At 35.9% G+C, this 18,087-nt stretch carries 12 protein-coding genes; 10 read left to right on the forward strand and 2 right to left on the reverse strand.

Translation table 11 applies throughout. The features are described from left to right. Positions 1–205 precede the first annotated feature (205 nt). A complete protein-coding gene (locus OL233_RS07150; RefSeq protein ID WP_275471656.1) occupies positions 206–703 on the reverse strand; it encodes a hypothetical protein in 498 nt (165 codons plus the stop codon). 15 nt (positions 704–718) lie between these two features. Continuing rightward, positions 719–2,593, reverse strand: a complete 1,875-nt coding sequence (locus OL233_RS07155; RefSeq protein WP_275471657.1) for a beta-N-acetylhexosaminidase — start codon at positions 2,591–2,593, stop codon at positions 719–721. 190 nt (positions 2,594–2,783) lie between these two features. Here OL233_RS07155 and OL233_RS07160 point away from each other — a divergent pair, with 190 nt between their 5' ends. From OL233_RS07160 to ftsY, 10 genes are all read left to right on the forward strand, one after another. Then, entirely contained in the window at positions 2,784–4,136 is a 1,353-nt protein-coding gene (locus tag OL233_RS07160; RefSeq protein ID WP_275471658.1) for an alpha-L-fucosidase, read from the forward strand. A gap of 222 nt (positions 4,137–4,358) precedes the next feature. Continuing rightward, a complete protein-coding gene (locus tag OL233_RS07165) occupies positions 4,359–5,255 on the forward strand; it encodes an ABC transporter permease (RefSeq protein ID WP_437184413.1) in 897 nt (298 codons plus the stop codon). A 16-nt stretch (positions 5,256–5,271) separates the two neighbouring features. After that, the gene (locus OL233_RS07170; protein ID WP_275471660.1) at positions 5,272–6,186 is read left to right on the forward strand and encodes a carbohydrate ABC transporter permease; all 915 of its coding nucleotides are present in this window, start codon (positions 5,272–5,274) and stop codon (positions 6,184–6,186) included. Between the two features lie 37 nt (positions 6,187–6,223). Then, the gene (locus OL233_RS07175; RefSeq protein ID WP_275471661.1) at positions 6,224–7,846 is read left to right on the forward strand and encodes an extracellular solute-binding protein; all 1,623 of its coding nucleotides are present in this window, start codon (positions 6,224–6,226) and stop codon (positions 7,844–7,846) included. Positions 7,847–7,962: 116 nt separating this feature from the next. Then, entirely contained in the window at positions 7,963–9,588 is a 1,626-nt protein-coding gene (locus OL233_RS07180; RefSeq protein WP_275471662.1) for an extracellular solute-binding protein, read from the forward strand. Between the two features lie 70 nt (positions 9,589–9,658). After that, a complete protein-coding gene (locus OL233_RS07185; RefSeq protein ID WP_275471663.1) occupies positions 9,659–11,284 on the forward strand; it encodes an extracellular solute-binding protein in 1,626 nt (541 codons plus the stop codon). Positions 11,285–11,522: 238 nt separating this feature from the next. Continuing rightward, positions 11,523–12,215 (forward strand): ribonuclease III, encoded by a 693-nt coding sequence (gene rnc / locus OL233_RS07190; RefSeq protein ID WP_275471812.1) that lies wholly within the window; start codon positions 11,523–11,525, stop codon positions 12,213–12,215. An 89-nt stretch (positions 12,216–12,304) separates the two neighbouring features. Then, complete coding sequence (gene smc, locus OL233_RS07195) at positions 12,305–15,889, forward strand: chromosome segregation protein SMC (protein WP_275471664.1); 3,585 nt, start codon at positions 12,305–12,307, stop codon at positions 15,887–15,889. Between the two features lie 22 nt (positions 15,890–15,911). Then, entirely contained in the window at positions 15,912–16,724 is an 813-nt protein-coding gene (locus OL233_RS07200) for a Cof-type HAD-IIB family hydrolase (protein ID WP_275471665.1), read from the forward strand. Positions 16,725–16,739: 15 nt separating this feature from the next. Continuing rightward, positions 16,740–18,083 carry a signal recognition particle-docking protein FtsY gene (gene ftsY / locus OL233_RS07205; RefSeq protein WP_275471666.1) on the forward strand — a complete coding sequence of 448 codons (1,344 nt, stop codon included), beginning with the start codon at positions 16,740–16,742 and terminating at the stop codon, positions 18,081–18,083. Positions 18,084–18,087 lie beyond the last annotated feature (4 nt).

The raw sequence follows: 18,087 nt of genomic DNA on the forward strand, positions 1-18,087 counted from the left end.
AGTTGGGGGGTTCCCCCTGTGAGAGTAGGACGTTGCCACGCTTAGATATTACGGTAAAGACACATTCCGATGTGTCTTTTTTTATTTTGATATAAGAGATAAAGTGAAGTTAATACCTTTTACTTATAGTTATGTAACGTTAAAGCCCTAAAAATTAAATTCATGTTACTTGAATTTAATTTTTAGGGCTTTTTATATCACTATTTTAGTTTATAAATTGTGTATCTGTCATAATAGTTTCTGCTATTTTCCATTCGCCATCTTCTTTAACCAGAGTATGATTAGCTGTTGAAATGTGATTTCTGTATTTTTCTTTTTGTTTTTTATCAGAGGGAGCAGTTGTTTTTTGTTGTGCTTGCAAGAGTAGTCTATCAGTTGTTTCATCAAGAACTTTGATTTCTAAAAGCTCATTTTCAACTGTAAACTCTTTAAAAAATTGACTCATTTCTTCTTTAGTATCTTCTTGTGCTGATTTAACGAGAGTAGAAAGATATGTAGGCATGTCCTTTTTATTGACTGCTTTTAGGTTTGTTTCAATAACTTCAATACCGTCTTCGATGACTTCTTTATTTTTTATATTTCCAGTAATTTTAATACCACTCTCACTTTGTGTCTGTACCTCTGGCTTCAATAATTTGAAACCAGCTATGAGTGAGGCAATAATGACTATTATTAAAAATATATGCTTTTTTGTCATTGCCATATTGTGTTTTGCCTCCTATACATCTGATAATTTACTTGGTGAGACCAGGTGTTGATATAAGTTTCGACCAAGGTATCCGTCTTGTGTACTATCATGTATATATTTAGTGACTTCTAGTTCCTCAAGTTCTTCAATATTTCCGTTAATCCACTGTTTTAAGCGATAGCTAGCCGTATCTAATCGAGTTAGAACACCACCGTATCTGATATCTATAATTTCCCAACCAAAGGCTTTATTGAATGTATACCATACTTCTCGGTGATGTTGGTGCATGTTATTAACTAATTGCTTTAATTCATCAATGTCTTTCATTAAATCAGACATTTTATTTTTATTCTTCTCTGTGTATGCTGTTTGGATATCTATTCCGAGTTCAGATTTTAGGCTAATAGCCTTAGCAAATTGGTGATAGAAGTCCATTATTAGCTGTGTATCTTTATTATTGGAATGTACGTTACCTAATTGTTCAGCTAGTTCTGTATAGTGTTTTCTAATAGGATAAGGTTCAAATGATTTATCATATAATCCAATAAGGGGATCTTGCCAAATAGAAATTTTACTAGGATGGGAAGCCATGAGATTATCTTTGACTATACCGGGTGTCTCATCAAATTTTGATAGCAATAAGAAATCCTCTAAATTATCACCTGTTGTAGATAAGAAGGCTTTAGCTATATCTTCTTGGCTAGGTTTTTCTTTATATGTATGTTCGGCAAATAGCTGTAAGCCTGGAAGACAGGTTTGCAGAGGTGTTTCTGCTCCATCATCTAACCATATAGTGGCCATAACTTCTTCGGTATTAGTTAATTTACATGCTTGCAAGGACGCGTTAGTTGTCACCCATGTTTTTCCATAGTTAGGGGCCATTCCATTAAATGTCCAAATACCGCCAGCAAACATCAGAGGTTTTTCAAATTCTTGGTGTTTTTTCAAGAAGTATTCGTAGTCTTCTTGTTCACTATGATAGTAATCCCAATAAACCATTTGGATATCTGGCATTGTTTTGACAATATCTTTAGGAATCACCGTTTCTTTATCATAATAGTCATCTGTTTTAGACCCCAAACGGAAATACATGTCGCTCCAAATCATAGGTTTTAGTTGGTATTTATCAGTAAGGTTTAAAACATTTCTCAAGTGTGAGTTCATGATTTCGAACCTATTTTTATAACCATTTTGATTTAAGTATAAGCCTAAACCAAGATCATGTGCTTCATCCATTCCGATATGGACACGGTTAGTTGTATACATATCAGAAATACTTTTGAATAGATTATCTAAGAATTCGTAAGTCTTTGGTTCGTCTACTAATAAGATATCGTGTGTGTCTTTCATGCCAATCGCATATCTGTATTGTAGGGCATTATATAGATGACCCAATGCTTGAATACACGGGACTAGTTCAATTCCTAAGTCTAAAGCGTAACGATCTAAGTCTTGTATTTCTTCTTTAGTATATGGCCCTCGTAAATAACCAAATAATGGATATTCTGGAACTTCGTAAGTATCTTCTGTATAGAGCATTAACATATTAAGTCCCATTAGTGCCATATTATTTAGAAAGTCCTTCACAGTATCTACTTTTGGTACTGCGTTTCTTGAGGCATCTATCATAGCACCACTTGTTTTAAATTGTTGCGTTTCTTCTATATCAAATATGTCTGTCTCTTTTGCATTATCTAGCCAAAGTCTAAGGCCACGGAAAAATTGATGTGTGTGTTCAAATGATAGGAATCCTTCTTGTTTTGTTTTTGCTATGTGTAATGTACCTGGACGTTTGATGATAGTTAATGGAAAACCATCATCAGTTAATTGACAGTCTAGGTGCTTTAATAGATGTGTTAAACCTGCTTGTATTAAATGTGTATCTCCAGATAGTGTTAATTTCATAATTGAAATGTCCTTTCTTGTTGTCTGAATAGTAACCGCTTTCCTCTTCTATTATAAAGCTTTTACTTATTTTTATAAAGATGTGGACTGTAATTACATACTTGCAAAAAGCACACATTGATGTAATCGCTTTCTTTGTTTATAGTTTAACTCGTAAAGGATAGCTAAAAAGAAAGGAAGGTGTTGTGTAGTGGTCGCAGAAAAAATACGTGGCGATATTGAAGAGGCTAAGACTGACATAAAGGGTAGTAGTCTTGAGGTGTTTCCAGAAACTGAGATGTTAAAAGAGCGTTTGGAATGGTTCCAAGATATGAAACTAGGAGTTATCATGCACTGGGGCTTATATTCTGAAGCAGGAATTGTGGAATCTTGGCAATTGTCTGAGGAAGATGAGTGGGCGAGAGAGCCTATTGCCTGGCGTGATGATGTTAAAGAGTTACAACGTGATTATTGGGGATTAAATAAGCTTTTCAATCCAAATAAGTTAGATGCAAAAAAATGGGCTAAGACATGTAAAGAAGCTGGCTTTAATTATTTAATTTATACAACCAAACATCATGATGGTTTTAATATGTATGATACTGCAGAATCAGATTATAAAATTGGTGGAAAAGATAGTCCGTATACAGGAGAGGATCCTCTTAAATTAGTTTTCGATGCTTTTAGAGAAGAAGGACTTGCAACAGGAGCTTACTATTCTAAAGCGGATTGGTATTCACCTTATTATTGGTTAGATGACGATACAGTCAAAGGACGACGTGCCAGTTATAATCCAGAAGAAAAGCCAGAGATTTGGGAAAAATATGTTGGATTTGTTCATAACCAAATTCATGAAATCACACATAACTATGGAAAAATCGATTTATTATGGTTAGATGCTGGTTGGTGTGGGCGTGGTAAAGAAAATCTGAGGATGGATGAATTCGCTGAAATTGCGCGTGATGATAATAAGGAATTGATTATTGTTGACCGTATGATGGGTGGTCGTCATGAAAACTATGTGACACCTGAACGTAAAGTACCCAGTATAGCTGAAATTCCAGATAAGCCTTGGGAAAGTAATATTCCGATTGGAAATGATTGGGGATACAACCCAAATGATACCTATAAAACGAGTCAAGAGCTTATTGAAACGTTAGTGAATGTAGTATCGAAAGGTGGTAATTTAATTCTAGGATTGGGCCCTAAACCAGATGGAACATTTACTGAGGAAGAAGAAAAAATTATGAAAGAGTTAGGAAGTTGGTTAACTATTTATGGTGAAGGAATTTATAAAACTAGACCATTAGAGATACTTGATGAAGATAGAGCGTGGTTTATCACTCAAAATAAAGAGGCTTATTATGCTTTTTATCCACTTACAAAAAGTGTCCCAGATTATGTTGATTTTGAATCATTGGGTATCCTTCAAAATGATGTTGAGAGTGTTATTAGTGTAAGTACAAATGAGCAATTAAAGGTATGTAAAGATCAAATTATACTACCAGAAAACATATCAGAAACACTAGGATGTTATGGTATTAAGCTAAAAAAGAAAGTATAGTCAGCAACAAATTTCACATATAGGGTGTGTGAAAGTGTTGATATAACAGCGTTTTCATAGATAGTATACACTTTGGTAGGATTACACATTGTGAAAACGCTTTTATGTGTATATACTTAAGGCAGCAAGTTAAGAATGCGTTTACAAAACGAAGGGAGTTGAGCAATTGTGGCAAATCAAAATGGTGTTGTTTCATTAGAAGCGAAACCTAAAAAGAAATCTATATGGGAAAAAATATTTAAGAGTTGGCAATTATATGTATTTATCTTACCTGCCTTTCTATACTTTTTAATTTTCGCGTATGGACCAATGTATGGGGTGGTAATTGCCTTTAAAGATTACATGCCATCATTAGGAATTTGGGGAAGCCCTTGGGTAGGGATGAAACATTTTGAAAGGTTCTTTGATTCATATTATTTCTGGGATCTTATTAAAAATACTTTAGGAATTAGTGTTTATTCATTAATTGTTGGATTTCCACTTCCTATTATCTTAGCGTTAGCATTGAATGAAGCGAAAGATGGCTTCTTTAAGAAATTTACACAAACAGTAACATATGCACCAAACTTTATTTCAGTAGTAGTTATGGCAGGTATGATGATTTCATTCCTATCACCATCAACAGGTATTATTAATCACTTTTTAGAATTTTTAGGATTTGAAAGAATTTCATTTATGACCGATCCAAAATGGTTTAAAACAATATATGTACTGTCAGGTGTATGGCAAGGAACAGGTTGGGGATCAGTTATCTATCTAGCAGCCTTGTCCGGGGTAGACACGCAGTTACATGAAGCAGCGACAGTAGATGGTGCGACTCGTTTACAACGTATTTGGTACATCAACTTACCAACAATCGTGCCAACAATGGTTATTTTGTTAATCATGAACGTAGGTAGTTTAATGGCTATGGGTTATGAAAAAATCTTATTATTACAAAACCCATTAAATATGGAATCATCAAATGTTATTGCAACATTTGTGTATAAACAAGGGTTACTAGATGCTCAGTATAGTTACGCTGCGGCGGTAGGCTTATTTAATTCATTAATTAATGCAGTATTATTAATTATTGTTAACAAAATCTCAAGAAAAGTAAGCGATGTTAGCTTGTGGTAGGAAAGGAGAAAATTAAATGTTAAATACTAAAACTGTTAAAATGACAAAAGCTGATAAAGTATTTATGGGCTTGATATATGTTTTCTTAGTCCTATCACTTATTATCGTACTTTATCCTTTGATTTATATCGTCAGTGCGTCAATTAGTGATCCACAAATGGTAAATTCAGGAAAAATGTTCTTATTACCAAAAGGAATTACATTTGAAGGATATTCTACCATCTTAGAGAATGACAATATTTGGAGAGGGTATATGAATACAATTTTCTATACTGCTCTAGGAACAACAATTAACTTGGCAGTAACATTACCATGTGCGTATGCATTAGCGCGTGTTGATTTCAGTGGTCGTAAATGGATGATGAACTTTATGTTAGTTACAATGTTCATCAGCGGTGGTATGATCCCTAGTTACTTATTAGTTAAAGGGTTAGGTATGTTTGATACTGTATGGGCTATGGTTATTCCAAACGCTGCATCAGTTTATAATATTGTAGTAACACGAACATTCTTCCAAGCAACAATTCCACGTGAAATGGAAGAAGCAGCTATCATTGATGGGTGTTCTGATTTCAAATTATTCATGAAGATTGTTTTACCGTTATCAATGCCAATCATCGCAGTAATGGCATTATTCTACGGTGTTGGACATTGGAATAGTTACTTCAATGCGTTGATTTACTTATCAGACAAAGCAGCATACCCATTACAAATGGTGTTACGTGAAATCTTAGTGTTACAAGATTTGTCTTCTAATGCGACAGGTAGTATGACATCAAGTATGGCTGAAATGCTCTATAGTAAACAACAGTTAGTACAAGTTATTAAATACGGTGTTATGTTAGTATCAACACTGCCAGTTATTGTGGCATATCCATTCTTGCAAAAATACTTTGTTAAGGGTGTTATGGTAGGGTCATTGAAAGGTTAGAAAGTTGGATATAGCAAAAGAAAAGGGAGAGAAAGTCATGAAGAAAACGTTGCAAGTGTCAGCTGTTGTCCTATTATCTGGTTTAGTTTTAGCTGGATGTGGTAAGAGTGGCGGAGACGCGAAGAAAAAATCAGATGTTAAGGTTGAAGCAAAAGGATTTCCAATTGTTAAAGATAAAGTGAAAATGACAATGATGGCACCAGGAACAGGGTTGGCTGAATGGAAAGATATGCCAACTATGAAAGATTATGCTGAAAAAACTGGTATAGAATTTAAATATACAACACCACCACTAAGTGATTTCCCAACGAAACTAAACTTAGCATTTGCTAGTGGAGATATTCCAGACATTATTTTTGGTGCAGGTTCTAGTACACTTACAGCAGCAATGGAAATTGATTATGGTCAACAAGGTATGTTAGTTGCATTAGAGGATTTAATTCCTGAGTACGCACCTAATTTAAATAAATTGATGGAAGAAGATCCAAGTATCCGTCAATCTATTACGACACCAGATGGACATATTTATTCACTACCAGCAATTGCTCGTGGCGATACAGCAATTTGGCCTCGTGGTCCACTTTGGTATAAGGGCTCATGGCTTAAAAACTTAGATGTAAAAGAATTACCAAAAACAACGGATGAGTTTAAAGACTTATTAATTCGTTTCCGTGATGAAGATCCAAATGGAAATGGTAAAAAGGATGAAGTACCATTGACAGATTCAAAACTAGATAGTTCTCGAGCTTGGTTAATGGCTGCTTTTGGTATGAAAGAGCAAGGTATTGAAGAAATCGATGGAAAAGTTCGTTATTCTCCAATTACTGATAACTACAAAGGCTTTGTGACATATATGAATGAACTTTATAAAGAAGGTCTTTTAGACAAAGAGGTTTACTCACAAGCGGATGAACAACGTAAAGCCAAAGGTCAAAATGACCAAGTTGGTGTATTCCCTGACTGGTTCTCATACTTTACAACAGGTCAAACAGAAACAGAAGCGTTAGAAAATCCAATGTTCCAACCACTAACAAGTGAATTTTCTAAAAAAGCAGTAGTACCTGGAAGTCCACGTTTATCTCGTGGTGTTTTCGCAATTACTCAAAATAATCCTAGTCCAGAGGCTGCACTGCGTTGGGTAGATTATTTCTATACACCAGAGGGCTCACAATACTTGAATCAAGGGCCAGAAGGTGCTTTGTGGAAATATGAGGAAAATGATAAAGGTGAAAAAGTAAAAGTCTTTAATGAAGGTATTGATTTAGAAAAACGTGAAGATGAACGTGGGAAAGTAACGCCAGATTACGGTATCCCTGTCCCAGCTTTAGGTGTATCGTTCCCAGGAATTAAAGAAAAAGCTAATGATCCGGATGATAATAAATTCACTGAATTTATCAAAAATGAAACAGAAGAAAAAATTACAAAATATGCAGAAACACCTTATCCTTTAGTTTACTTAACTAAAGAAGATCAAGATAAAGTAAGTGCCGTAGCAACAGACCTTAAAACGTATGTTGAACAAATGGAAGCTAAATTTATCACAGGTGTTGAACCAATTTCAAATTGGGATAAATTTGTAGACACTATTAACTCAATGGGCGTTGAAGAGTATGTAAAAGTCTATCAAGACGCTTATGACACATGGAAGAAAAATGCTTAATTTCAATTGTTGTCGCTTATAATTTTATGAATATTGCTTAGTCAAACGAAGTGAGAGTCTTACCCAAATAAGGTATTTGTGGAAAGACTCTCATTTTTGTTAAGGAGGTAATGTAAGTGCTTACAAAAAGAAAAGTATTAACAGTAACGATTGTGCTGACGAGTTTATTAGTGGGATGTGGTAAAGGGTCAGGTAAAAGTGCTAACGGGAAAGAATCAAGTGTCAAAGTGGAAGAAAAAGGATTTCCAATTGTAAAAGAAAAGTTAGAAATGACAATGATGGCACCAGGGACAGGTTTGGCTGAATGGAAAAATATGCCAATGTTAAAAGATTATTCTGAAAAAACAGGTATTAACTTTAAATACACTACCCCTCCGTTGAGTGATTTCCAAACTAAATTAAACCTTGCATTTGCTAGTGGAGATTTAGCAGATATTATATACGCAGCGGGTGGAAGTCTTGGTAGTAGTATGGAAGTTGACTATGGGAGTCAGGGGATTCTTTTACCACTGGAAGATTTAATTCCGAAGTATGCACCTAACCTTAATAAATTGATGGAAGAAGATCCGAGTATCAGAAAATCAATTACAACACCAGATGGTCACATTTATTCATTACCAGTTGTTTCAAGAGGCGACACTGCAATCTGGCCTAGAGGACCACTATGGTATAACGGAGAATGGCTAAAAAAATTAGGTGTAAAAGAATTGCCTAAAACAACAGATGAATTTTATGACTTATTGGTTAGATTTAGAGATGAGGATCCAAATGGTAATGGCAAAAAGGATGATATTCCATTAACAGATACTAAGCTAGATAATTCAAGAGATTGGTTAATGGCAGCATTTGGGATGAAGTCTCAAGGTATTGAAGAAATAAACGGTAAAGTTCGCTACCCACCTGTTACTGAAAATTACAAAGCTTATTTAACTTACATGCATAAATTATACGCAGAAGGTTTGTTGGATAAAGAAGTCTATTCACAAGCAGATGAACAACGTAAAGCTAAGGGACAAAACAATCAAATCGGACTATTTCCAGATTGGTTCTCTTACTTTACAACTGGTCAAAATGAGACAGAAGCCTTGGATAATCCAATGTTCCAACCACTTACAAGTGAGGTTTCTAAAAAAGCAGTAGTACCTGGTAGTCCACGTTTGGTAAGAGGAGCATTTGCTTTAACTGAAAAAAATCCAAGTCCCGAGGCCTCACTTCGTTGGATAGATTATTTCTATTCGGATGAAGGATATACTTATTTGAATCAAGGACCAGAGGGAAGTTTTTGGGAGTATAAGGAAAATAAAGATGGTAAAAAAGTTAAGGTCTATACAAAAGATGTTGATTTAACTAATACGGAAGACTCAAGAGGTAAAGTGAGTCCCGATTATGGTATTACGGCACCGACGAAAAGTGTAACTATTCCTGCAATTAAGGAAAAAGTAGATGATCCAGATATTAAACCATTTGACGAATTTGTTAAGAATGAAACAAAAAATAAAATAACAAAGTATGCTGAAACGCCGTTTCCACTTGTTTATTTAACAAAAGAACAACAAGATCAAGTAAGTACAGTGAGAACTGATTTACAGACGTATGTTGAGCAGATGGAGGCAAAGTTCATTACGGGAGTTGAGCCACTTGAGAATTGGGATAAATTTGTAAGTACGATAAATTCAATGGGTGTTGATGATTATGTCAAAGTTTACCAAGAGGCGTATGATACTTGGAAAGCTGCTGAATAAAAAGTAATTGTTTTATAAAATTGTGTAATAGTTTTTAATACTATAGATATCATTTTAAGGGGGACTACAAATGTTGACGAAGAAAACACGATTGATGATGGTAGGGTTATTAGTAAGTGGTGTACTTGTTGGATGTGGCTCAAATGATAAAAAAGCAAAGGACAGTAAAGATTCAGGAATTGAAGTGAATGAAAAGGGGATGCCGATTGTTAAAGAAAATTTAAAAATGACGATGATGGCTCCTGGTGCTGGTGTGGCAGAGTGGAAAGATTTATCAATGTTAAAAGATTATAGTAAGATGACAAACATTGATTTTAAATATACGACACCACCACTAAGTGATTTTGCAACAAAACTTAATTTGGCTTTTGCTAGTGGAGATTTACCGGATATTATATTCGGAGCAGGTGGAAATTTATCAAGTGGAATGGAGCTTGATTATGGACAACAAGGTATTTTAGTTGAGCTAGAAGATTTAATTCCGAAGTATGCACCTAATCTGAATAAATTAATGGATGAAGATCCTAGTATTAGAAAATCAATTACAACACCAGATGGACATATTTATAGCCTACCTTCAGTTGTTCGTAGTTCAACAGGAATCTGGCCGAGATGGCCACTATGGTACAACGGTGAGTGGTTAGAAAATCTTGATGTAAAAGAATTACCGAAGACAACTGAAGAATTTTATAAACTTTTAGTTCGCTTTAGAGATGAAGATCCAAACGGAAATGGAAAGAAAGATGAAATTCCGATTTCAGATGAGAAGATGGATAGTATTCGTCCTTGGTTAATGGGAGCATTTGGTATGAAAGATCAAGGGATAGAAGAGGTTGATGGTAAGGTTCGTTATGCTGCGATGACTGATAATTATAAGGAATTTGTGACGTATATGAACAGACTGTATAAAGAAGGGCTATTGGATTCAGAAATTTACTCTCAGTCTGAGGAACAAAAAAAAGGGAAAGGACAAGATGATCGACTTGGAGTTTTTGCAGATTGGTTCTCTTATTTCTCAACGGGGCAAACAGAAGCTGAGGGACTGAAAAACCCGATGTTCCAACCTTTAACAAGTCCTGTATCTAAAAAAGCAGTCGTTCCTGGAAGTCCTAGATTAGTTAGAGGAACATTTGTAATTACTAAAGATAACCCAAGCCCTGAAGCATCATTAAGATGGGCAGATCATTTTTACACTGAAGAAGGTTATGAATTACTAAACAGAGGGACTGAAGGGGACCTTTGGGAATATGTTAAAAATGATAAAGGTGAAGAAGTAAAAGTCTATACCAAAAATTATGACGTCGCTAAGGCTGAAGAAAATCGTGGTAAAGTGTCACCGTCATATGGTATTAATGTTCCTGGGTTAGAACCAGATTTAGAACCAATTAATGTTGATCCGAATGACCCGGGTAGTGTTGAATTTAGTAACTTTATTGCAAAGGAAACGGAAGAAAAAATTGTACCAAATGCTGAGGTACCATTCCCACTTATTTATCTAACGAAAGAAGAACAAGATAAAGTTAGTGCGACTTCAACAGATATTCGAACTTATGTTGAACAAATGGAAGCTAAATTTATTACGGGTGTAGAGCCTATCAGTAATTGGGATAAATATGTTGAAACGTTAAAATCAATGGACATGGATGCTTTTGTTAAAATTTATCAAGATGGTTATGATCGTTGGGCTAAGAGCTAGAGTGGCTTATAAAACTACCTGAATTGTAATATCCAGGTAGTTTTATATATTTATGGAACGGTATGTGAACGAGGCAGAGGACTGGGATTTTATATCTATTAATTAAGAGATAGGACTTAGAACCTATTTCTTTTTTTATTTTGAGAAGTATTTAAGTTATTTTGGCTAAATCATTTAAAAAAGTCGGTAAAACCAGTATAATGAGGGAAGTGTAGTAAAAATATAGAGGGTGATGTCAATGACAGAAGAATTGATTAAATTAGTTAAGACGAATTATAATGTAGAATTTAAAAATACAATTTTACTGGAACAAGCTTTTACCCATTCATCTTATGTGAATGAGCATCGTTATTTAGATCTAACAGATAATGAACGTTTGGAGTTTTTAGGAGATGCGGTTTTAGAACTGATTATTTCTGAATACCTATACGGGACATATACTGATTTATCTGAAGGTAAATTAACGAAGATGCGTGCAGCTATTGTATGTGAAGATAGTTTATCAAAATTTGCTAAAGAGTGTGAATTTGATAAGCATGTAAGATTAGGAAAAGGTGAAGAAAATTCTAATGGCCGTAAACGTCCAGCTTTGCTATGCGATTTATTTGAATCATTTTTAGGCGCATTGTATTTAGATCAAGGACTAGAAGCGGTAGTTAAATTTGTTCATCAAGTTATTATTCCTAAAATAGAATCTGGTGCTTTTTCACATGAGATGGATCATAAGACAGCTTTACAAGAAATTTTACAACGCAATGGAGATGTGGCGATAACTTATGCACTGGTTAGCGAAGAAGGCCCTGCCCATGAGCGTGAATTTTTTGTTGAGGTAAGTGTTGGTGATAAAGTGATAGGTAAAGGTAAAGGTAAATCTAAAAAAATGGCTGAGCAACAAGCGGCAGCTATTGCAATTAAACAACTACACAAATAAGAGACAGCTACAGCTGGATGAATGAGTCTTTGGCATTTGTTCAGCTGACTTTCTCTTTTTAGAGAGAAAACCTGAGAGGAGGGCCAGTCGTGTATTTAAAAAAGATAGAGATTGCAGGTTTCAAATCATTTGCGGACAGAACAGTCATTGAATTTGATAAAGGTTTAACAGCTGTTGTTGGCCCTAATGGCAGTGGTAAGAGTAATATCACAGAAGCTATTCGTTGGGTTTTAGGGGAGCAATCTGCTAAAAGTTTACGTGGTGGAAAGATGCCAGATGTTATTTTTGCAGGAACAACGAAGCGTAAGCAATTAAATATTGCAGAAGTAACTGTGGTTTTAGATAACGAAGAAAAATTTTTACCACTTGATTTTAGTGAAGTCAGTGTCACACGTCGTTTAAAAAGAACCGGTGAAAGTGAGTTCTTTATTAATAAGCAACCGTGTCGTTTGAAAGATGTTGTTGAATTGTTTATGGACTCTGGTTTAGGGAAAGAATCATTTTCTATTATTTCTCAAGGTAAGGTAGAGGGGATTTTTAATAGTAAGCCAGAAGACCGTCGTGGTATTTTTGAAGAAGCTGCAGGTGTGTTGAAGTATAAGCAACGTAAGACGCAAGCGGAGCGTAAATTATTTGAAACGGAAGATAATTTGAATCGTGTTCAAGATATTGTCTATGAGTTAGAAGCACAACTAGAACCTTTGGCAGCTCAAAGTAAAGTGGCTCGTGAGTTCGTTGCCTTGAAAGAAGAATTAACGACTTTAGATGTAGGGGTAACGGTTAAAGATATTGAGCAGTTAAAGGAAACGTGGAACAAAAAGAGTACATTGTTAAAAGAGCTTGAGGCAAGATTGACTGTTATGACGCAATCTGTAGCAGGCTACGAAGCCTCTTTAATTGAGTTAAGAGAACGTCGTGTGCTGTTAGATGAGCAGTTAGAAACGTATCAACAAAAATTACTTCGAACATCTGAAGCGTATGAACAGGCAGAAGGGCAAAAGAATTTATTTGTAGAACGTCGTGAAAACACGGCTAAAACATCTGCTGATTATGCGGAATCACACGAAAAACTGACGCAAAAATTAGCGCAACTGAAAGAGGAGCGTGAAGCCTTAATTGCTGATTTGAAACAGCAAGAACAGGATAAAAAGAACGCGATGGAAGAAGTTGAAAAACTGACAGAGCGTGTGGAAATTTATAGTCGTTCTGCTAAGGAGCAGTTAGCTGATTTACGTAGTGATTATGTTGAAGTGATGCAAAAGCAAGCTAATCTAGGAAATGATTTAAAACATTTGGAACGTCAATATGACCAAGAAAGTTCTAAAAATCATTCAGCAGTGAAACGTCATGATGACTTGCATCAATCATTAGCAGCGATTCAAGAGAAGAAGGCTAAAGCTGAGCAAGAACTAGCTGACTTTTGTGAATCGACGAAAGATTTAACGAGTCAGTCTGACTCTCATCGCAAAAAAGCATTAGGTAGTAAAGACGAGTTAGTGATTAAAGAAAAGCAAATGTATGATGCGATGGGAACACTTCAACAAGCGAAGGCTCGTTTAAAGAGTTTGCAAGAACTTCAAGAAAGTTATGCAGGGTTCTTTGAAGGCGTTCGTTCAGTCTTGAAAGTGAAGTCTGAATTAAAAGGAATTGTTGGTGCTGTAGCGGAACTGGTGACAGTGCCTAAAGAGTTAAGTCTAGCAATCGAGACGGCGTTAGGAGCAAGCGCTCAAAATGTGATTGTGGATGATGAGAAAGCGGCTCGTGGTGCGATTTCATATCTTAAATCAAAACGTCTAGGTCGTGCGACATTTTTACCTTTAACGATAATTGAGCCGAGACATATACCGAAAGATAGAATTCAAATGATAGAGGGTAACCCTGGCTATATAGGGATAGCATCTGATTTGGTTACATTCGATGCTAAAATTAATCCTGTTGTTAAAAGCTTATTAGGTGCGACGATTTTAGCTAAAGATTTAGATAGTGCGAATGCGATTGCGAAACAAACACAGTATCAATATCGTGTTGTGTCATTAGAAGGCGATGTTATGAAACCTGGTGGTTCGATGACAGGTGGTGCTACGAAAAAAGGTGGCAAAGGTAATCTGTTTTCTAAAGGTGAAGAGTTACAGAAATTAACAGAACAAGTTTCTTTAATGGAGAGTGAATTAGCTAAGCGTGAAAAATTAGTTCAAGATTTAAAAGAACTCGTTAAGACAAGTGAAGCGCAATTTGAGATCACGCGTGAGGCGGTAGAATCAAGCCGATTTAAAGAACAAGATTTGAAAAATAAAGTAGATATGTTGGTTAAAGAACACCAACAACTAACCCGTGAGTTACAGTTGTTTGAGCATGAAACAGCAGGATTGAATAATTTTCTAGCTAGTTACGAAGAGCAAAAAACACAATTGACGACACAGATTGAAGCATTAAAAGTAGAGCGTGAACGTTTAGATAAAGAAATGGCAGCGACTGATGAACGTGAAGAAGTGACGGCTCAAAAACGTGAAGAAGCGTTAAAAGAGTTGCAACATTATCAAGCACGAGTAGCTGTTTTAAGCGAACAGTGTGTTCATGTGAAAAATACTTTAACGGATAAAGAGAAGACTGTAGAAGAGGTAGGGTCTGATTTAGCTAGATTAAACCAACAATTAAAACAGTTAACGGCTAATCACTCAACTCATAAAGAAACGCAAGTTGAGATTGAGCAAAAAATGCAGAAATTACAAGCTGAGAAAATAGAGATACAAGAGAAGTTAGTGACACTTAAATCAGAACGCGAGCAAGTCCAAGCTTCGATTACGGATACGGATGAGCAGTTGACTAAAGCCAATAAGGATCATTTACTTCTATCAAGTGAAAAATCTGAAGTTGAGGTCTTGAAAAATAGGTCTGAAGTTGGGCTAGATAATGCTATTCAAAAACTTCAAGAAGAGTATAGTATGAACTATGAAGCAGCTAAAGAGCGTTTTGTGTTAGTGGAAGATATAGCAGAAGCTAAGACGTCAATCAAGGAGTTAAAACAGCGTATCGACCGTTTAGGACCTGTCAACATGGCAGCTATTGAACAGTATGATGTGGTGAATGACCGCTATACGTTTTTAATAGAGCAACGTGATGATTTACTAGAGGCCAAAGGTAGTTTATTTGATACGATGAATGAGATGGACCGTGTGGTTCAAGAGAAATTTGAAGAAGTATTCATTGCGATTCGGGATAAATTCCAGGTAGTCTTCCCTAATATGTTTGGTGGTGGACATGCGGATTTACAACTAACAAATCCTGATGATTTACTTAACACAGGGATTGAAATTGTGGCCCAACCACCAGGTAAGAAACTTCAAAGTTTAACTCTATTATCAGGTGGCGAACGTGCCCTAACAGCGATTGCCTTGCTGTTCTCGATTATTCAAGTTAGACCAGTTCCTTTCTGTGTATTGGATGAGGTTGAAGCGGCACTTGATGAAGCGAATGTTGCTAGATTTGGGCAGTATTTAAGTCACTTTGAAGATGATACTCAGTTTATCGTCATCACTCACCGTAAAGGGACTATGGAAGCGGCAGATGTCTTATATGGTGTGACAATGCAAGAATCAGGAATCTCTAATATTGTCTCAGTTCGTTTAGAAGATGTGAATGACCGTGGCGATATTAAACCACAAGTTGGAGATTAAGAATTAAAGAGGGGGAACCAAGATGATAAAATTAATTGCAATTGATTTAGACGGTACCTTATTAAAAGATGATAAAACTATTTCAGATAAAAATCGTGAAACGTTAATGAAGGCGAAAGAACAGGGAGTTAAGGTCGTACTTTGTACAGGTAGACCTTTAAATTCAGTTGTGGGTCATTTAGAAACGTTGAATTTATTAGATGAAGGGGATTATGCGGTGACCTTTAATGGTGGGTTGATCCAGCGTAATGATACAGGAGAGATTATTGCGAAACAATTGATGACGCAGGATGACCTTGAAGATATCTACGGCTTAACTTACGATATGGGTCTACCTCTAGATTTGGTGGTGGGAAGTTCTGTCTTGACAGTTCAACCGCAACCCCAAAATTCTAAGTCGTTGTATTATACGTTAAATCCATTACTGACATATGATGAAATTAATTTAGAAGAATCTAGTAAATTAGATGGCATTAATAAAATGGTTTGTGCAGTGGGACCGAAGTTAATTGATGAGCATTTGCCTAAAATACCTAAGTCTTATCATGAAAAATATAATATTGTCAGATCTGGTGAGTATTTGTTTGAATTTTTACCTAAGTCAGTTTCCAAAGGTTTTGGTTTGAAAATGCTAGGTGAAATTTTAGATATTAAGCCGGAGGAAATGATGGCGTTAGGTGATGAAGAGAATGATCTATCAATGATTGAATTTGTTGGTTTAGGTGTGGCGATGGAGAACGGTAGTGATGTCGTTAAGAATGTTGCGCAACACATTACAGTAACGAATGAAGAGGATGGAGTAGCAGTTGCTGTTGAAAAATTTGTATTAAAATAGAGGGGAGCGAAATGAATGGGATTTTTTAAAAAGATAAAAAAAGCATTTGGTGGTAATGTTGAAGAGCCACAAACTCCTGAGATACAGGAAGAAGAAATAGAAACAGTCGATACGGCGGAACCAGAAGTCGAAGAAGAAGTAGAAATAGTCGAAGAGGCAGAACCAGAAGTCGAAGAAGAAGTAGAAACAGTCGAAGAGGCAGAACCAGAAGTCGAAGAAGAAGTAGAAACAGTCGAAGAGGCAGAGCCAGAAGTCGAAGAAGAAGTAGAAACAGTCGAAGAGGCAGAACCAGAAGTCGAAGAAGAAGTAGAAATAGTCGAAGAGGCAGAACCAGAAGTCGAAGAAGAAGTAGAAATAGTCGAAGAGGCAGAACCGGAAGTCGAAAAAGAAGTAGAAACAGTCGAAGCGGTGGAACCAGAAGTAGAAGAATCATCTGAAAAGATGGCTAAAGGACTTAAGAAAACACGCCGAACTTTCTCTCAAGTCTTTAATGAATTGTTATCTAATTTCCGTAAAGTAGATGAGGATTTCTTTGAAGAATTAGAAGAAACATTAATAACGGCGGATGTTGGATTTGAAACAGCAATGAGAATTACAGAAGATTTACGTAAAGAAGTGAAGCTTCAAAATGCTAAAAAACAAGAAGATGTTCAACGTGTTATTATTGATAAATTGGTTGAAGTTTATGAGGAACAGGGCCAAGATGAAAATAATGAAATTAACCTACAAAAAGACGGGCTTACAGTCATGTTATTTGTTGGTGTTAACGGTGTAGGTAAAACAACAAGTATTGGTAAATTAGCTAATCAATACCGACTAGAAGGTAAAAAAGTTCTAATGGCTGCGGCGGATACGTTCCGTGCGGGTGCGATTGACCAGTTAGTAGTGTGGGGAGAACGTGCGCAAGTTGAGGTTATTCGTGGCAATGCTGGTGGCGATCCAGCAGCTGTGGTCTATGATGCAATTGAACAAGCTAAAGCGCAAGAGGCAGATGTTTTATTAGTTGATACTGCAGGACGTTTACAAAATAAAGTAAACTTGATGAAAGAATTAGAAAAAATCAAACGAATTATTCAGCGTGAAATTCCAGATGCGCCTCATGAAGTGTTATTAGTACTTGATGCGACAACAGGACAAAATGCGATGGTTCAAGCGAAGCAGTTTAAAGAAGTGACGGATGTAACAGGTTTAGTCTTAACAAAATTAGATGGAACAGCTAAAGGTGGTATTGTATTAGCCATTCGTAATGAATTGCACCTACCTGTTAAATTAGTGGGCTTAGGTGAAGGATTAGCTGACTTATATCCATTTAAACCAGAAGAATATGTTCAAGGCTTATTTAAAGGCTTAATGGATTAATCCA

It is taken from the genome of Vagococcus proximus (assembly GCF_029143285.1).
Classification (GTDB): domain Bacteria; phylum Bacillota; class Bacilli; order Lactobacillales; family Vagococcaceae; genus Vagococcus_D; species Vagococcus_D proximus.